The following is a 16,409-nucleotide window of genomic DNA, read 5'->3' on the forward strand; positions in this document are numbered from 1 at the left end:
CCGAACTGTTCGGAACCGCCCGGCGCGGACGGCGTCACCGGCTTTTTCTCCTCGGCCGGCGACCGGCACGTATGGACACCGACCCCATCAACTTCGGGACGGACGGCTGGCGGGCGACGCTCGACACCTTCACGGACGAGCGCGTCCGGGCGGTCGGGCAGGCGGTCGCCGACTACCTGAGCGAGGCCGAGGAGGCGGGCCCGGTCGTCGTCGGCTACGACGCCCGGCCGACGAGTGAGGGGTTCGCCGAGTCGCTCGCCGAGGTGCTCGCCGGCAACGGGTTCGACGTGCTCCTCCCGGAGCGCGACTGCCCGACGCCCCTCGTCGCCCACGCGGTCGTCGAGCGCGGCGCCGCGGGCGCGATGATGGTCACGGCATCGCACAACCCGCCCGAGTACAACGGCGTGAAGTTCATCCCGGACGACGGCGCGCCCGCGCTACCTGAGGTCACCGAGCGCATCGAGGCGAACCTGCGCGCGGCAGACCCGAAGACGACCGACGAGTGGGGTGACGTCGAGCGCGTCGACCTCGTCGCCTCCCACGCCGAACACGCCCGCGACCTCGTGGGCGCGGACCTCTCCGGGCTCACGGTCGCCTACGACGCGATGCACGGGAGCGGCCGCGGCGTCACCGACGCCCTCCTCGAATCGATGGGCGCCGAGGTGGTCCGCCTCCGCACCGAGCGCGACGAGGCGTTCGGGGGCTCCCCGCCCGAACCGAGCGCCGAGAACCTGCGGGAACTCGTGGAGCGAGTCCAGTCGGGCGACGCCGACATCGGCGTCGCAAACGACGGCGACTCCGACCGGCTGGCGATCGTGACGCCCGAGCGCGGCTTCCTCGACGAGAACCTCTTCTTCGCGGCGACGTACGACAGCATGCTCGACGACCGGTCCGGCCCCGCCGTGCGGACCGTCTCGACGACGTTCCTCATCGACCGAATCGCCGAGGATCATGGTGAGCAGGTCTACGAGACGCCGGTCGGATTCAAGTGGGTCGCGCAGGCCATCGGCGAGCACGACGCGCTCGTCGGAGGCGAGGAGTCGGGCGGGTTCACGATCCGCGGGCACGTCCGCGAGAAGGACGGGGTGCTGATGGCGCTGCTCGCGGCCGCGACGGAGGCGGAGGAACCCTACGACGACCGCGTGGACCGGCTGGAGGCCGAACACGGCCGCATCGTCGCCGACAAGATCAGCGTCGACTGCCCGGACGCCGAGAAGGAGCGGGTCATCGACGACCTGGCCGACCACATCCCCGACGAGGTGGCCGGTCAGGCGGTCGCCGACGTGGTGACCGTGGACGGGTTCAAACTGCTCCTCGATGACGGCTCGTGGATGCTCGTCCGGCCGAGCGGCACGGAGCCGAAGATGCGCGTCTACGCGGAGTCGAGTTCGGAGGAGCGCTCGCGGGCGATCCTGGCGGACGGCCGGGAGCTAGTCGAACCGCTCGTGTAGGCGACCCCGGAGTCTCTCGTTCTCACCCGAACCGTCGACGTCGAACCCGATCGACTCGTAGAACGGCCGGATCGCCGGTCGGAAGTCGGCCGTGAGCGGACCGTCCACTCGCCCGGCCGCGGCGTCGACGAGTTCGCTTCCCACGCCGTCCCCGCGTCGTCGCCGGCGGACCGCGACGGCCTCGACGTGGCTCCCGTCGAGGACGATCGCGCCGACGACGCTGCCGTCGTCCGCCGCGACGAGTACGTCGCCCGCGCGGATCCGGTCGTCCAGGTCCTCGGGGACGTCCAGCAGCGCGCCGTCGACGACGCGCCGAACGTCGAGCGCGTCGTCGGGGTCGGCCGGGCGAACCGCGACACCGCCGGACGGCTCCCCGGTCATCCGCCCTTGATGAGCCGGAGCACCTTCACCCGAGCCGCGTCGACCGCGCGGTCGTCGGGCACGGGCGACCCGTCCACCAGCGCCGTCACCTCGTGCGGCGAGTAGCCGACCGCCCGGCAGAGGTCGGCGTACGTCGCGTCCCCGGCCAGGGACACCTCCTCGACCCCCTCGCCGACGACCTCGACGGTCACGTCCATGCCCGGAGTCGGCGGCCCGCGGATTTCAGCGTTCCCTCTCGGCGAGCGAAGCGAACCGAGAGCCGCGAGGAGCGTCACTCCCTCGAACCGCGAACCGAGAGAAGGGAGCGGATTCGCAGGGACCGCGCGCTCGGCGCCGCGGCGCCCGCGCCGGGGAGCGCGAGCAGGAGCGGAGCGGCGGGGCCGACGACCGGTACGGTCGCGAGGGCGGCGGCCGAGACGGCGACGGCGAGACCCGCCGCGTCCGCCGAGACCGGGAGGTAGTCGGCGACGACCCCGCCGACGACGCGGCTCCCGAGCGCGAGCAAGACGAGGGCGCCCGCGAGGAGGAGCGGCGCCAGCAGGCCGAGCAACGGGAGGCCGACGACCGTCGCGGCGACGAGGAGGACCCCGACCAGTGACGCGAGCGCGACCCCGGTTCCCCGAGCGACGGCCCGTACCGGCGCCTCGCGGACCCGCCTCGTCAGCACGTCAGTCCGCGGATCGGCGCGGGCGAGCGCGAAACCGAGCGCCCCGCCGAGCAGCGTGAGGACCACGGGAAGCCAGCCGGCGAGTCGGAGCACGGCCCCGACCGGACCGAGCAGGGAGTCCGTCGCCAGTCGCTCGCCCGCCACGGCTCCGCCGCGGTCGTCGAGTCGGGCGTCGTACTCGAAGTCGCCGTCCACGGTCGCGCCGTCGGCGAGGACGGCCGTCCCGCCGAGGACCGTCGCGTCGCCGGTCGTCCCCGAGAGCCGGACAGTCCCGCCGCCGGCGTTGAGGTCGCCGGTGGTCCCCGCGACTGCGACCGTTCCGCCGTAGGCCGTGACCGGTCCACTGACCTCGCCGTCGACGACGACGCGGCCGCCGAACGCCTGCACGTCGCCGGTCACGACGGCGTCCCCGGTCAGGACGACGACGGCGCCGTACGCGCGGAGGTTCCCCTCGACGGTGCCGGCAACGACGACCCGGCCGCCCGTGGCCGTCACCCGCCCCTCGACGGTCTCGCCGGGCGCGACCGCGACTGTGGTGAACGGTCCCGACGGGACGCCGTCGCCGGGTTGGGTGGCCGCGGTTCCGCCGACGACGGGGCCGACGGCGAGGACGGCACAGAGGACGACGACCGGCACGACGCGGGCGGCGCGGGACGACACGCGAGCGCGTTTCTGACCCGCGAGTATAGGTTTCGCGGTCGGGGATTGCCGTCGGGAGTCGGGCGGGTCGTCCGAGTCTCGGGGCGTTTATGGCGGCGCGCCGCCCACCCCGGGACATGAGCGAGGCCGACACCGAGGACGGGGCCGGGACGGCGGGTCGGGAGGTCTGGATCGAGAAGTACCGACCCCAGCGGCTCGCGGACGTGAGCGGGCACGAGGACATCGTCTCGCGCCTGGAGAGCTACATCGAGCGGAACGACCTGCCGCATCTCCTCTTCGCGGGCCCGGCGGGCGTCGGGAAGACGACCTGCGCGGTCGCCATCGCCCGGGAGATCTACGGCGACGACTGGCGGACGAACTTCCTCGAGCTGAACGCCTCCGACCAGCGCGGTATCGACGTCGTGCGCGACCGGATCAAGAACTTCGCGCGCTCGTCGTTCGGCGGCTACGACTACCGGGTCATCTTCCTCGACGAGGCCGACTCGCTGACCGACGACGCCCAGTCGGCGCTCCGCCGGACGATGGAGCAGTTCTCGGACAACACGCGCTTCGTCCTCTCGTGTAACTACTCCTCGAAGATCATCGACCCGATCCAGTCCCGGTGTGCCGTCTTCCGCTTCTCGCCCCTCTCCGACGAGGCCGTCGCCGAGCAGATCCGGGAGATCGCCGACACCGAGGACATCGAACTCACCGAGGACGGCCTCGACGCGCTCGTCTACGCGGCGAACGGCGACATGCGTCGAGCGATCAACTCACTCCAGGCCGCCGCGACGACGGGCGAGGTCGTCGACGAGGAGGCGGTGTACCAGATCACCGCGACCGCGCGCCCGGAGGAGATCGAGGCGATGGTCGAGGACGCGCTCGACGGCGACTTCTCGAAGTCACGCGCGACGCTCGACACCCTGCTGACGGAGACGGGGATGGCCGGCGGCGACATCATCGACCAGCTCCACCGCTCGGTGTGGGACTTCGGGCTCACCGACCGGGAGGCGGTTCGCCTGATGGAGCGCATCGGCGAGGCCGACTACCGCATCACGGAGGGCGCGAACGAGCAGGTGCAGTTGGAGGCCCTCCTCGCGTCCCTCGCGCTGGACTCCCAGTAACCCGGCTCGGTCGCCGTCGAACGAGACGGTGGAATGCCGACGGTGAAACGTGCGGTCGTCGGGGTCGCGTCGCCGTGGCGAACCTGCCTCCGAGTGGGACTCTCGGGCTGATTCTCCCCCCACACGACCCCCGATGCGAAGAGTAAACCCGGCGTTAGCGTCACGGGAAGGCTTACGTTCGCTCGCTGGATACGGCGCACTGATGGCCGACATCCTGCCCTCCACCCCCGACCTCGGCAGCCCCGAGGACCGCGAACCACGGGTGCTCGGCGTCGACGCGGACGACGCCGAGGACGTGCTCTCCGCGCTCTCCTCGGACACCGCCCGGTCGGTCCTCGCCGCGCTCCACCGCGAGCCCGGCCCCGCGAGCGACGTCGCCGACCGCGTGGACACGAGCCTCCAGAACGCCCAGTACCACCTGAAGCGGCTCCGGGAAGCCGGCCTCGTCGAGGTCGGCGGCACCGCCTACTCCGAGAAGGGTCGCGAGATGGACGTGTACGCGCCGGCCGACCGCGCGCTCGTGCTCGTCGCCGGCCGCGAGGAGGACACGCGCGGGCTGAAAGGCACGCTGAAGCGCCTGCTCGGCGGCGTCGGCGTCGTCGCGCTCGTCTCCGTGTTCATCGAGACGTGGCTCGACGGGCCGTTCGCGCCGACGCTCCCGTTCGGAACGATGGCGTCCGGCGGCGCGGACGGCGGCGCCGCTACCGGCCAGGGCGGCGGCGAGGTGAGCGTGATGGCCGCGGACGCGGCGGAGCAAGCGGTCGCCGAACCGACGCTGTGGGAGCAGGTCGTGGCCTCCCCCGGCGCGCTGTTCTTCCTCGGGGGAGTCGTGGCGCTCTCGCTGGCGGTAGGATACGTCTACTGGCGACGGAGCCGGTAACTAAAAACGTCTTTTGACATTACCGCGGGTATATGGTCCGAGCGCTCCTACGTGGTAGTACGGTCCCCGGGACGCTTCGGCCCTCCACCGGCCCCCATCGGACCGCCCTCCACGACGAACCCCCGAGGACCGTCCCCGCCGGTTCCCGTCCGAAGCCCTCCCTCCCTCTCGCTATACTTGCGTTCCGCTGTAGTCTCACCTATACACGACGCTTGGACCCCGTCGCCGTTTCTCCCTCTCAATCGTCGCGCGGATCGACCGTAAAGCGTCGGAACACCTCGCCGTCCGTCGTGACCAGCCGGCCGACGAGCCCCACCCCGTCGGGGTCGGGCTCCAGTTCGGCGTGCGCGGCACGGTTCCCTCGCGGTTGCGCGTGGCTCCCCGGGTTCAGCAGCGGGAGGTCGGCCGAGTCGTCGAACTCGGGCCGGTGGCTGTGGCCGAACACGACGACGTCGGCGTCGCGCTCGCGGCCGAACATCACCAGCCCGGTCGCGCCGCTCCGGCTCCGGTGTCGAACGGCGAACGTGACCCCCTCGTAGGCGACGATGCGCTCGCGGGGGAGCCGCTTCCGGATTGCCGCGTCGTCGTTGTTGCCGACGACGCCGAACAGCGACTCGTTCTCCGCGAGGAAGGCGTCGAGCACCGGCTCGCGGTAGAAGTCGCCGGCGTGGATCACGCGGTCGGCCGCGCGCACCGCCTCCAGCGTCCGCCCGCGGAGGCGGTGGCCGTCGGTTCCGTGGGTGTCCGAGACGACGGTGAGCACGGCCCGGTAGTACGTCCCCCGTCACCTGAACGGTTCGGTCCAGCGTCCCCCGGCGACCCACCGGGCGGTTCATGCATACATAAGGGCAGGGCGGACGACATTCCGGCAATGGCCGGGAGCAAATCCGTCGTCATCGCCGCGCTCATCGCGAACGGCGCCATCGCCGTGATGAAGTTCGTCGGCTACCTGCTCACGGGGAGCCCGTCGATGCTCTCGGAGACGTACCACTCCATCTCGGACACGGGGAACCAGGTGTTCCTCCTGTTCGGCATCCGGTACTCCGGGCAGAAGGCGAGCCGCGCGCACCCGTACGGCTACGGCAAGGCGCAGTTCTTCTACGCGTTCCTCGTCTCGGTGCTGCTGTTCGGTATCGCGGGTTGGGAGTCGCTGAAGCACGGCTGGAACGCCCTCACACACGGCGGACACGGCGCGGAACAGGCGGACGTAATCATCGGCGGCGTGAACCTCACGAACCTCCTCCCCGTCGAGGCGTTCTGGGTGAACGTCGTCGTCCTCCTCGGCGCCATCGCCTTCGAGACGTACGCGTTCGCCATGGCGTACGCCGAACTGCGCCGGCAGACCGACCTGTACGGCTGGTCGGGCTTCCGCGAGGCGTTCCGGAAGACGAGCGACGTGACGACGCTCACCGCCTTCACCGAGGACGCGGTCGCGCTCGGGGGCGCCGTCATCGCGCTGGTCGGCATCACCGCCACGCGGATCACCGGCGTCGAGGCGTACGACGCCGCCTCCGCGGTGGTCATCGGCGTCCTCCTGATGGGGTTCGCGGTCGCGCTGGCCCTGGAGAACAAGCGCCTGCTGCTCGGCGAGTCGCTGCCCGCGGACGTGGAGTCGGGGCTGCGAGGCGAGATCAGCGGCCACGACGGCGTCACCGGCGTCGACGGCTTCCGGACGATGTTCATCGGCCCGGGCGAGGCGCTCGTCACGGCCGACGTGAGCTTCGATCCCGACCTCGTGACCGGCGACATCGAAGAGGACATCCACCAGATCGAGTCGAAACTGCGGAAGCGGGACAACCGGGTCCGGATCGTCTACATCGAACCCGAGGTGTGACCGCTCGGCAGTCGATACGACGGCGTCGTTTCGGGTAGCGTGATCGCACTGGCGACGACCACGACCCCACTACCGGCCCCAGTACCGCCACCAGCACCCCGACGAACGCCGAATCGCACCCGAAACGCATTTCCGGCGGTCCGACCCACCCGCAGGCATGGTACTCGACCTCCTCGGCGAGGCGGTCGCCGCGAACCCCGTGCTCACGGCCATCCTCGTCGTCATGATCGCGCTGCTGCTCGGGGCCTACCTCTTCGTCCGGCGCATCCTCGTCAGCGCGAAGGAGGGCTACCGGGCCGGTCAGAGCGAGCGGTAACCGCCCACCGGCGAGACACCCCGCAGGGGACAACCACTTGTAGGCGGCCCGCCACGCCCGGGTATGGTCGACCTCGCGACGCTGGCGACGCTCTGCGTCGCCGGCTTCGCATCCCTCTTCATGGCGTGGGCCATCGGCGCCGGCTCGTCCGGATCGACGCCGTTCGCGCCCGCGGTCGGCGCCAACGCGATCTCGGTCATGCGGGCCGGCTTCATCGTCGGCGTCCTCGGCCTGCTCGGCGCGGTTCTCCAGGGCGCGAACGTCACCGAGGCGGTCGGGAACGACCTCGTCGTCGGCGTCTCCATCACCGCGAGCGCCGCCATCGTCGGGCTGCTCACCGCGGCCATCCTCGTCGCGATCGGCGTGTTCGCGGGCTACCCCATCGCCACGGCGTTCACGGTCACGGGCGCGGTGGTCGGTGTGGGCCTCGCGCTCGGCGGCGACCCGGCGTGGGCGAAGTACCGCGAGATCGCCGCGCTGTGGGTCGCCACGCCCTTCATCGGCGGCGGGGCGGCGTACGTCACCGCGCGGCTGCTCCGGTCGGAGTCGATCCCCGAGCGCCCGCTCACCTCCGCGCTGGCGGGCGTCGTGGGGGCGCTCGTCGCCAACATCGGCTTCTCCGCGCTCGGCCCGGAGGGCCAGCAGGGCTCCATCGCCGGTGTGCTCGCAAGGGGACTCCCCCTTCCACCGGTCGCCGGCGTCGACGCGAGTCTCGTGCTCGTCACGCTCGCGCTCGCGACCCTCGGGGCCGCGGCGCTCCACTACGACACCGGCCGCGACGCCGAGGCGGGTCAACGACACTTCCTGCTCGTGCTCGGCGGCCTCGTCGCCTTCTCGGCTGGCGGCTCGCAGGTGGGGCTCGCCATCGGCCCGCTCGTCCCGCTGCTCGACGGCGAACTGTCCGTGCCCCTGATGGCGGTGCTCGTCGGCGGCGGACTCGGACTGCTCGCCGGCTCCTGGACCGGCGCCCCGCGGATGATCAAGGCGCTCGCCCAGGACTACTCCAGCCTCGGCCCGCGGCGCTCCATCGCGGCGCTCATCCCGAGTTTCGCCATCGCCCAGACCGCCGTCGCGTTCGGCATCCCCGTCTCGTTCAACGAGATCATCGTCAGCGCCATCATCGGCTCGGGGTACGCCGCGGGCGGTGCCGGCGTGAGCACCCGGAAGATGGTGTTCACGGTGCTCGCGTGGATCGGCTCGCTCGCGCTCGCGCTCGGCGTCGGCTACGGCGCGTTCGTCGTCGTCGACTCGGTACTGTGAGAACCGTCGCGGGGGGAGACATCCGCCATCGAACTGCGCCGTCCGTGCTCAGTTCTCGACTTCCGGCTCGGACTCCTCGTCGACCTCGGTCTCCTCCTGCTCCTCGGTGATGGTGACCCGGGCGCGCATGATGCGGGTGTTGTCCACCTGCTCGATGCGGATGGCGACGTTGTCGAACTCGATCTCCTCGCCCTCCTCGACCAGGCGACCGGCGCGGTTGAACACGAAGCCGGCGAGCGTCTCGAACTCCTCGCCCTCCGGAAGGTCGATGCCGAGCACCTCGTTCACCTCGTCGATGTTCACCTCGCCGCGCACCAGTACCGTCTGGTCGTCGACGAACTCGAACGGCTCCTTCTCGTCGCCCTCGAGGATGTCGCCGACGATCTCCTCGACCATGTCCTCGAGCGTGAGGATGCCCTCGGTGGTGCCGAACTCGTCGATGACGACCACCATCTGCATCCGCGACTCCTGCATCTCCTCGAGCAGCTCGTCGGCGTTCTTCGACTCGGGGACGTGCAGGGTGGGCTGGACGACCGACGCGAGGTCCTGGTGCCCCTCGCCGTAGTAGCGCGCCCGGACGAGATCACGGACGTTCACGACGCCGACGATGTTGTCGAGGTTCCCCTCGTAGACCGGGACGCGCTCGTGGTCGGCCTGGACGCAGGTCTCGATCGCCTCGTCGAGGCTCGCGTCCTTCGGGACGGCGTTGATGTCGAGCCGCGGGGTCATCACCTCCTTGGCGATGGTGCGGTTGAACCGGAAGATGCGGTCGAGCATCTCGCGCTCGTCCTCCTCGATGACGCCCTCGCGCTCCCCGGTCTGGATCATGTTCTGGATCTCGTCGCGGGTGACGTACGACGTCTCGATGGCCGAGCGCCCGCCGGTCACCTTGTTGACCACGCGGGTGAGGTAGTCGAACGTGACGACGAGCGGGAGCAGGACGTACTCGGAGTACTTCAGCGGCCGCGCGATGCGGAGCGACCAGGACTCGGTGTTCTCGACGGCGTAGCTCTTCGGGGCGGACTCGCCGAACAGGAGCACCAGCGAGGTGATGCCGAACGTGGAGATGAGGACGGCCGGCCCGGGGTCGAAGTAGATGCTGACGATGGCCGTCGAGATGGAGGACATCGCGATGTTGACGATGTTGTTCCCGACGAGGATGGTGACGAGCAGCCGGTGGGGGTCGTCCTTCAGCTTCTGGACGGTCCGTGCGCCACGCCGGCCCTCCTCGACGAGGAACTCGACGCGGTGGTTCGCGAGCGAGAACATCGCGATCTCCGAGGACGAGAAGAACCCCGAGAGCGCGATGAGGACGACCACGGCGACGGCACCGGCGATGGTGATCGTCGTATCGTTGATCGGAAACGAATCGACGATCCCGCCTCCCTGCAGGAGCGCGCGAGCCACTAGAGATGTGTATGCCGTCGACAAACCCATACGATAGGGGGATTTGTCCGTGCCCTGAATTAAGCGTTGTCCTCGCGGCCGTTCGGCCGGGACGACCCGGCCCGGGCTCACCGGATGGGCGTGCTCCGAGCGAAGACGTTAGGCCCGCGCCGTTCCTAGCCCCGCCCATGCCAGACGATCCGTCGATCACCCTGTACCGCCTCCAGGCGTGCCCGTACTGCGAGCGGGTCGTCCGTTCGCTGAAGGAGCACGACCTCGACTACGAGTCCAGGTTCGTCGAGCCGATGCACTCGGACCGGGACGTCGTCGCGCGACTGACGAACAAGCGCTCCGTGCCGGCGATCGTCGACGAGGACACCGGCGTCACGATGTCCGAGTCCGCGAACATCGTCGAGTACATCGAGCACACGTACGGGGCCGGCGAATCCGGCGACGGTACGGGAACCGATGCCGCCGGAGGTGGCGCCTGATGCCCGACTTCGAGGTCGTCGATCTCCCCGAGGCCGACCACCCGGAGGAGGGTGACACGGCGCCCGACTTCACGCGGCCCCTCGTGAACGACGAGTACTGGGCCGACGCCTCGCTCTCGGAGTTGACCGACGAGGGTCCCGTCGTGCTCGTCTTCTTCCCGATGGACGGCGCGTTCCCGGCGACGTACGTCTGGAACGAGATCCGGGACCGGGGCTGGGGGAGCGGGGAGGCCGCGGCCGACGGCCCGACGGTCGTCGGCGTCTCCATCTCCTCGCCGTACGAGCACGAGACGTTCATCGACGAGCGAGGGATAGACTATCGGCTGTTCTCGGACCCCGACGCCGGCGCCGCGGCCGAGTACGGCATCGAGCACGACCTCGACGGGATGGCGGGGGTGACCGAGCACCGCCCCGCGGTGTTCCTGCTCGACCGCGACCGAACGGTCGAGTACGCGTGGGTCGCCAGCGAGTGGCCCGACTTCCCGGACTACGACGAGATCGATGAGGAGATCGCCCGCCTGTAGATGGCGGACCCCGACTCCGATTCGGACTCCCGCGGCGACGCCCGCGCCGACATCCAGTCGGCAGTCGAGGCGATCCGCGCGGGGGAACTCGTCGTCTACCCCACCGAGACGGTGTACGGCCTCGCCGCCGACGCGACCGACCCGGACGCCGTCGAGCGCGTCTTCGAGGCCAAGGGCCGCTCGCGCGAGGAACCGCTCTCGGTCGCGTTCGCCGACGTGGACGCGGCGCTGGCGGCGACGGCGGCGAGCGACCGCGCCGAGCGGTTCCTCCGGGCGTTCCTCCCCGGTCCCGTCACCGTGGTCGTGGAGCGCGGCCCCGACCTCCCGGACGTGCTGACCGCCGGGAGCGAGCGCGTCGGGGTCAGGGTCCCTGACCACCCGCTCGCCCGGTCACTCGCCCGGGAAGCCGGGCCGATCACGGCGACGAGCGCGAATCGGTCGGGGGAGGGGAGCGTCCGGCACGCCGCCGATCTGGCCCCCGGCTTCCGCGACCTAGTCGCGGTCGTCCTCGACGCCGGCGAGACGCCCGGCGGGGAGAGCACCGTCGTCGACCCCCAGCGCGGGATCATCCACCGTCCCGGACTCCGGGCCGACGCGGTACGCGAGTGGCTCGCGTCGGAGCCGTAGTCAGAGCCCGAGCCGCGACCGGAGGCTCCTCGTCTCGACGCCGCACCGCTGCCGGTACTCGCAGCTCTCGCACTTGTCGCTCCCGCGGAGCCGCGGCGGCGGTCCGTCGAGCGTCCTGACGACCCGAAGCACGCGTCGGTAGGCTGCGGTCCTGCGGACGCCGAGTCTGGCCACGCGAACGACGCCGTGAGCGGGGTACTCGACGAGCGCCCGCGGAACCTCCGTCTCCCGTTCCCACGCGAGCGCCTTCGCCGCCGCGACAGCGCGAACCGACTGCGGCTCCCAGACGCCCTGCTCGGGCGGCGCTCCCGGGGAGACGATGGTCGGAATCGGCGGCCCGTCGTCCGGATCGAGCACCTTGTGGGCGATGCCGCGGCAGTCCTTTCCCTCCAGCAACGTCCGCGTCGACGCCGGGTCGGTCAACCCGGACCACTCCTCGCGGTCGGCGAGTCGGTCCAGTGCGGACCGATAGGCGTCCGGCGGGCGGTCGATTGGCGCCTCCCGAAGCGTCTCGTCGTCGGCCGAGCGCAGTTCGGGGTACCGGAACGCGAGGTCGATGCGGTCCGTCGCCTCCCGGGGCGGTTCGCGGTCGTCGCGGCGGGCGTAGTAGAGCTGTCGCGGGCAGTAGGCGGCCCTGGCGAGGTCAGAGAACGCGACGAGGTCGGCGGCGGGCATGGGCGGTGTGGTCCCGCTCCGGTATTTGAACTTTCACCCGAACCGCTTCTAGCCGGGGTCCTCCTCGCTCGCTTCGCTCGCGGATGCAACGATGTCGCGGACGTCCGGTGCAGAAGACGCGTCCAGCAGAGCAGTATCTACAGGTAAGAGAAGTGTATGTAGGCGGAAACAAAGTTCAATTCTTGTCGCGCCCTCCGTACTGAGGTAATGGAACGATACGTCGATGGATTCGTCCTCCCGGTCCCGAGCGATAACCTCGATGCGTACCGCGAAATGGCCGACGAGGCGGGAAAGCTCTGGATCGAACACGGCGCTCTCGAGTACTTCGAAGGCGTCGGGGACGACATGGAGCCGGACATGGACGGCATGTCGGTACGGACGTTCCCCGAGCTCGCGGAAACCGGGGACGACGAGACGGCCGTGTTCGCGTTCGTCATGTTCGAGTCCCGCGAGCACCGCGACGAGGTCAACGCGAGGGTGATGGAAGACCCCGCGATGGACCCGGATCGATCCGAGGAGGAGATGCCCTTCGACCCGGAGCGCATGGCCTACGGCGGCTTCCGCTCCATCGTCAACTACAAGGATTGACGAACCAGCTCGACGGGTCGACTCGACCCGTGGCTCGATACCACTACCGATGCGGCAGCCGGTATTGGGGTGTTCAGAACTACTGGCGAAACGGAAACCACGGTTGGCTACCACGCCTCCTGCGACGTTCGACTGACTCTCGAGGAGTCATCAGCTCAGCCACCGTGAGTGAGTCGCGATAGGCCCCACCGACGGTAGCCACAGGCGACCGAACTGCAAGCGATGGAGGCGTGGCGCAGCCACGCCGACCATTGCTCGCGGAATGTTGGCACTGACGAGCGAAGATCGTCTTGCTGCCAGAAACCGACGGTTTCTCGCCGCATTACGGGAAACCTTCGACTTCCCGTCAGCAGTGGGGTTCCGGGGAATCCACAGCAACATCAGAACCGCTCCGCGGTTCTGATTAGCAGTCAGAACGCACGCGTTCTGACAGCACGAACGGGTTTGCCGGGGTTCGACGAACGAGGCCGAAATTCTCGTGAGCGACCGACGGGAGCGAACGAGAGCACGGAAGACGAACGAAGTGAGTCTTCCGAAGGCCGAGCGAGGAGCACCCCCCGTCGAAAGAGGTTCTCTAGAAGGAAACGTCGGTCTCCATGTCCTCGGTCGCCTCGCGGAGGCCGTCCTCGTGGGCCTCGTCGGTGAGCCCGCCCGCGAGGTCGGCGTCCGAGAGCAGTTCGGCGAACTCGTCGCGGAAGCGGTCGTTCGCCCGCGTCGACTCCATGTCCGCCTCGACCACCTCCACGTAGTGGGCTACCGTCGCCTCGTCGGTACCGAACTGGTCGGCGATCTCCTCGAGCGGGATGTTCTCGACGTACATCGACCGCAGGAGCTCCATGCCGAACGGGGCGTCCCGGTCCGACTCCCGGACCAGGTGGAGATCCATCCGGGCGTCGAACATCTCCTCCTCGTCGGCCTGGAGCTCGGCGGCGATCTGCTCGTCGGCGGCGTCCTCGTGGTACAGCCGGACGATCGTCTCGAGGTCCTCGTCGTCGAGGTCGGAGGCGAACTCGTACCGCTCGCGCATCGTGGCGATGAGTTCCCGTACGCGGGCCTCGTCGTCGGCCGATTCGTCAGCCAGCGTGCCGGGCGACTCCTCCTGGCTCTCCGTCACGGTGTCCGACCCGGTCGCATCGATGAAGATGTCCCGGAGCTCGGCCGTCTTTTCGTCCATGGATAGGTGGGAACGCGATGGCGATACAAAAGCCTACTGGGGGCCATAGCAGGCCCGAGAGAGCCGAATTCCGGTGCTTCACGCCCGACGACTGTCGCCCACGTGGCCGTCGTCCGTCGAAGGTCCGGGCGGGTGTGGTCGGTGCACACCTCTCCGCTCCGGAACACGTCCCCGGGCGGCACGAACGGTGGGCTGTCCCCGGATTGGGTCGGGTGAGAAGATTTAACCACGACGCCCGCCGGCGTGTGCGTATGCAAGCCGACCAGGTGACGCGGGAGACGTTCTGGACGGTCGGCCCCGTCGGGAAGGCCGCCTTCTACTTCCTCTCCGCCGTCGCGATCGCCCTCTTCCTCTACGGGACGTACCAGCGGTTCGCGCGGTACGCGGCCGGTGCCGACGACTGGTTCGACCGGTTCGACGACTTCCCGTCGCGGGTGCTCACCGCGGCCGCCACGGTCGCCTCGAACCGCGGCCAGTTCGACCGCGACGCGTACGCCGGCGTCATGCACGCGTTCATCGTCTGGGGCTTCCTGACCCTGCTCATCGGCACCGCCATCCTCGGGGTCGACATGGACCTGTGGCGGCCGGTCACCGGCGAGTCGTTCTTCGTCGGCGACTTCTACCTCTCGTACTCGTTCGTGATGGACGCCATGGGGCTGCTGTTCGTCGTCGGCGTCGGCATGGCCATCTGGCGCCGCTACCGCCGGCGCGAGGGGCGCCTGTGGGGCAAGCACACCTCGCTGGAGGACGACGCGTTCATCTGGACGCTGTTCCTCCTCGGCGTCGGCGGCTACGTGCTCGAGGCGTTCCGCATCGTCGGAACCGCCGAGGCGACCGCCGCCGGCCTGCAGTTCATCGAATTCGAGCGCGTCTCGTTCGTCGGCTTCTTCCTCGCGGGCGTGTTCGCCGAACTCGGCCTCCGGCCCGGCTTCGCGGAGACGCTGTACCACTGGGGCTGGTGGAGCCACGCGCTGCTCGCGCTCGGGTTCATCGCGCTCGTCCCGTACGCGAAGCCGTTCCACATGCTCTCCAGTTTCGCCAACGTCGTCACCCGGGACGAGAAGGCCGGCGTCCGCCTGCCGGGCGTCCCCGAGGACGCCGGCCCCGAAGAGATCGGCTACGCCTCCATCGACGACTTCTCCTGGCGCCACATCCTCGACCAGGACGCCTGCACGAAGTGCGGCCGCTGTTCGTCGGTCTGTCCCGCCAAGGCGTCGGGCCGGCCGCTCGACCCGCGCGACGTCATCCTCGATCTGAAGTCCTACCGCCAGGACCTCGACGCCGGCAGGACCGAGGAGGTCGAGATCGTCGCGGACGGCGGCGACTCGGTGGTCGCCGCGGAGACGATGGAGTCGTGCATGTCCTGCATGGCGTGCATGGACGCCTGCCCGGTCGACATCGAGCACGTCGCGGAGTTCACGCAGATGAACCGCCGCCTGACAGAGACGGGCCAGATGGACGAGGGGGTCCAGGACGCGATGATGAACGTGTTCCAGAACGGGAACACCTTCGGCAACCCGGCGCGGAAGCGCCCGGACTGGACCGACGACCTCGACTTCGAGGTGCCCGACGCCCGCGAGGAGGACGTCGAGTTCCTCTGGTACGTCGGCGAGTACCCCAGCTACGACGACCGGAACCGCCGGGTCGCCCGCTCGCTGGCCACGCTGTTCGAGCGCGCCGGCGTCTCCTACGGCATCCTCTACGAGGACGAGGGACATGACGGCAACGACGTGCGGCGCGTCGGCGAGGAGGGCCTCTTCGAGATGCTCGTCGAGGACAACGCCGAGGCGTTCGCCTCGTGCACCTTCGAGAAGGTCGTTACGACCGACCCCCACTCGATGAACACCTTCCGGAACGAGTACCCCGAGATGAGCGAGTTCGACGCGCCCGTCTTCCACTACACGCAGGTCGTCGAGGACCTCGTGCGGCAGGGTCGACTCGGCCTCGACGGGACGGAACTCGACTACGCGGCGACGTACCACGACCCGTGCCACCTCGGCCGGATGAACGAGGTGTACGAGGCGCCGCGCGAACTGATCCGCGCGACGGGCGTCCGTCTCTCGGAGATGCCGCGAAACCGCGCGGACTCCTTCTGCTGTGGCGGGGGCGGCGGCGGCCTCTGGATGGACTTCGACGAGGACCCCAAACCGAGCGAGGAGCGCCTCCGCGAGGCGCTCGAGGACACCGACGCGGGCGCCGCGGTGGAGAAGTTCGTCGTCGCCTGCCCGATGTGCGGGACGATGTACGAGGACGGCCGCAAGACCGGCGACTTCGAGGACGACATCGAGGTGATCGACGTGGCGGAGCTGCTGTGCGAGGCGCTGGAGGCGAAGGAGACGGCCGCGGCGGACGCGGCGGGCGACAGGTCGCCGACGGCGGCCGACTGACAGAG

Annotated in this window: 18 protein-coding genes; 11 read left to right on the top strand and 7 right to left on the bottom strand. The window is 69.9% G+C overall.

Annotated features, from left to right (window positions below; translation table 11 throughout):
• Positions 1-71 precede the first annotated feature (71 nt).
• Positions 72-1,451, top strand: coding sequence for a phosphoglucomutase/phosphomannomutase family protein (locus tag HUG10_RS13415; protein WP_179170061.1), 1,380 nt, complete (start codon positions 72-74; stop codon positions 1,449-1,451).
• Here HUG10_RS13415 and HUG10_RS13420 read toward each other — a convergent pair.
• The 3 genes from HUG10_RS13420 to HUG10_RS13430 form a co-directional block, all read right to left on the bottom strand.
• Entirely contained in the window at positions 1,431-1,832 is a 402-nt protein-coding gene (locus HUG10_RS13420) for a GNAT family N-acetyltransferase (RefSeq protein WP_179170062.1), read from the bottom strand. The genes HUG10_RS13415 and HUG10_RS13420 overlap by 21 nt on opposite strands.
• Positions 1,829-2,029, bottom strand: a complete 201-nt coding sequence (gene samp2 / locus HUG10_RS13425) for a ubiquitin-like small modifier protein SAMP2 (protein ID WP_179170063.1) — start codon at positions 2,027-2,029, stop codon at positions 1,829-1,831. The genes HUG10_RS13420 and samp2 overlap by 4 nt, the downstream gene beginning before the upstream one ends.
• 74 nt (positions 2,030-2,103) lie before the next feature.
• On the bottom strand, positions 2,104-3,159 hold the full coding sequence (locus HUG10_RS13430; protein ID WP_179170064.1) for a bactofilin family protein: 1,056 nt from the start codon (positions 3,157-3,159) through the stop codon (positions 2,104-2,106).
• A 116-nt stretch (positions 3,160-3,275) separates the two neighbouring features.
• Between HUG10_RS13430 and HUG10_RS13435 the strand changes: the two genes are divergently transcribed.
• Positions 3,276-4,262 carry a replication factor C small subunit gene (locus HUG10_RS13435; protein WP_179170065.1) on the top strand — a complete coding sequence of 329 codons (987 nt, stop codon included), beginning with the start codon at positions 3,276-3,278 and terminating at the stop codon, positions 4,260-4,262.
• Between the two features lie 202 nt (positions 4,263-4,464).
• Positions 4,465-5,142: an ArsR/SmtB family transcription factor gene (locus HUG10_RS13440; protein ID WP_179170066.1), complete on the top strand. Its 678-nt coding sequence runs from the start codon at positions 4,465-4,467 to the stop codon at positions 5,140-5,142.
• 238 nt (positions 5,143-5,380) lie between these two features.
• Here HUG10_RS13440 and HUG10_RS13445 read toward each other — a convergent pair whose 3' ends face one another.
• Positions 5,381-5,905, bottom strand: coding sequence for a metallophosphoesterase (locus tag HUG10_RS13445; protein ID WP_179170067.1), 525 nt, complete (start codon positions 5,903-5,905; stop codon positions 5,381-5,383).
• Between the two features lie 108 nt (positions 5,906-6,013).
• On the opposite strand from HUG10_RS13445, the gene HUG10_RS13450 reads away from it, so the two are divergent.
• The 3 genes from HUG10_RS13450 to HUG10_RS13460 all read left to right on the top strand — a co-directional run bounded on the left by HUG10_RS13450 (position 6,014) and on the right by HUG10_RS13460 (position 8,552).
• Complete coding sequence (locus HUG10_RS13450) at positions 6,014-6,976, top strand: cation diffusion facilitator family transporter (protein WP_179170068.1); 963 nt, start codon at positions 6,014-6,016, stop codon at positions 6,974-6,976.
• Between the two features lie 157 nt (positions 6,977-7,133).
• Positions 7,134-7,292, top strand: coding sequence for a DUF7859 family protein (locus HUG10_RS13455; RefSeq protein ID WP_179170069.1), 159 nt, complete (start codon positions 7,134-7,136; stop codon positions 7,290-7,292).
• A gap of 63 nt (positions 7,293-7,355) precedes the next feature.
• Positions 7,356-8,552, top strand: coding sequence for an inorganic phosphate transporter (locus tag HUG10_RS13460; protein ID WP_179170070.1), 1,197 nt, complete (start codon positions 7,356-7,358; stop codon positions 8,550-8,552).
• A 48-nt stretch (positions 8,553-8,600) separates the two neighbouring features.
• Here HUG10_RS13460 and HUG10_RS13465 read toward each other — a convergent pair whose 3' ends face one another.
• Positions 8,601-9,989, bottom strand: coding sequence for a hemolysin family protein (locus HUG10_RS13465; RefSeq protein WP_179170071.1), 1,389 nt, complete (start codon positions 9,987-9,989; stop codon positions 8,601-8,603).
• 137 nt (positions 9,990-10,126) lie between these two features.
• Between HUG10_RS13465 and HUG10_RS13470 the strand changes: the two genes are divergently transcribed.
• From HUG10_RS13470 to HUG10_RS13480, 3 genes are read left to right on the top strand one after another with little or no spacing between them, the layout of a single operon-like run.
• Positions 10,127-10,429 (top strand): glutaredoxin family protein, encoded by a 303-nt coding sequence (locus tag HUG10_RS13470; protein ID WP_179170072.1) that lies wholly within the window; start codon positions 10,127-10,129, stop codon positions 10,427-10,429.
• Positions 10,429-10,953, top strand: a complete 525-nt coding sequence (locus tag HUG10_RS13475) for a redoxin domain-containing protein (protein ID WP_179170073.1) — start codon at positions 10,429-10,431, stop codon at positions 10,951-10,953. Before HUG10_RS13470 ends, HUG10_RS13475 begins: the two co-directional genes overlap by 1 nt.
• Positions 10,954-11,580 carry an L-threonylcarbamoyladenylate synthase gene (locus HUG10_RS13480; RefSeq protein WP_179170074.1) on the top strand — a complete coding sequence of 209 codons (627 nt, stop codon included), beginning with the start codon at positions 10,954-10,956 and terminating at the stop codon, positions 11,578-11,580. It begins immediately after the preceding gene.
• On the opposite strand, the gene HUG10_RS13485 is transcribed toward HUG10_RS13480, so the two are convergent.
• Positions 11,581-12,255: a CRISPR-associated protein Cas4 gene (locus HUG10_RS13485; RefSeq protein ID WP_179170075.1), complete on the bottom strand. Its 675-nt coding sequence runs from the start codon at positions 12,253-12,255 to the stop codon at positions 11,581-11,583.
• Between the two features lie 207 nt (positions 12,256-12,462).
• On the opposite strand from HUG10_RS13485, the gene HUG10_RS13490 reads away from it, so the two are divergent.
• Positions 12,463-12,843 (top strand): DUF1428 domain-containing protein, encoded by a 381-nt coding sequence (locus tag HUG10_RS13490; protein WP_179170076.1) that lies wholly within the window; start codon positions 12,463-12,465, stop codon positions 12,841-12,843.
• A gap of 574 nt (positions 12,844-13,417) precedes the next feature.
• On the opposite strand, the gene HUG10_RS13495 is transcribed toward HUG10_RS13490, so the two are convergent.
• Complete coding sequence (locus tag HUG10_RS13495) at positions 13,418-14,017, bottom strand: conditioned medium-induced protein 4 (protein ID WP_179170077.1); 600 nt, start codon at positions 14,015-14,017, stop codon at positions 13,418-13,420.
• Positions 14,018-14,268: 251 nt separating this feature from the next.
• Between HUG10_RS13495 and HUG10_RS13500 the strand changes: the two genes are divergently transcribed.
• Positions 14,269-16,404, top strand: a complete 2,136-nt coding sequence (locus HUG10_RS13500; protein WP_179170078.1) for a (Fe-S)-binding protein — start codon at positions 14,269-14,271, stop codon at positions 16,402-16,404.
• Positions 16,405-16,409: the final 5 nt, after the last annotated feature.

This window comes from Halorarum halophilum, assembly GCF_013401515.1.
GTDB lineage: Archaea > Halobacteriota > Halobacteria > Halobacteriales > Haloferacaceae > Halorarum > Halorarum halophilum.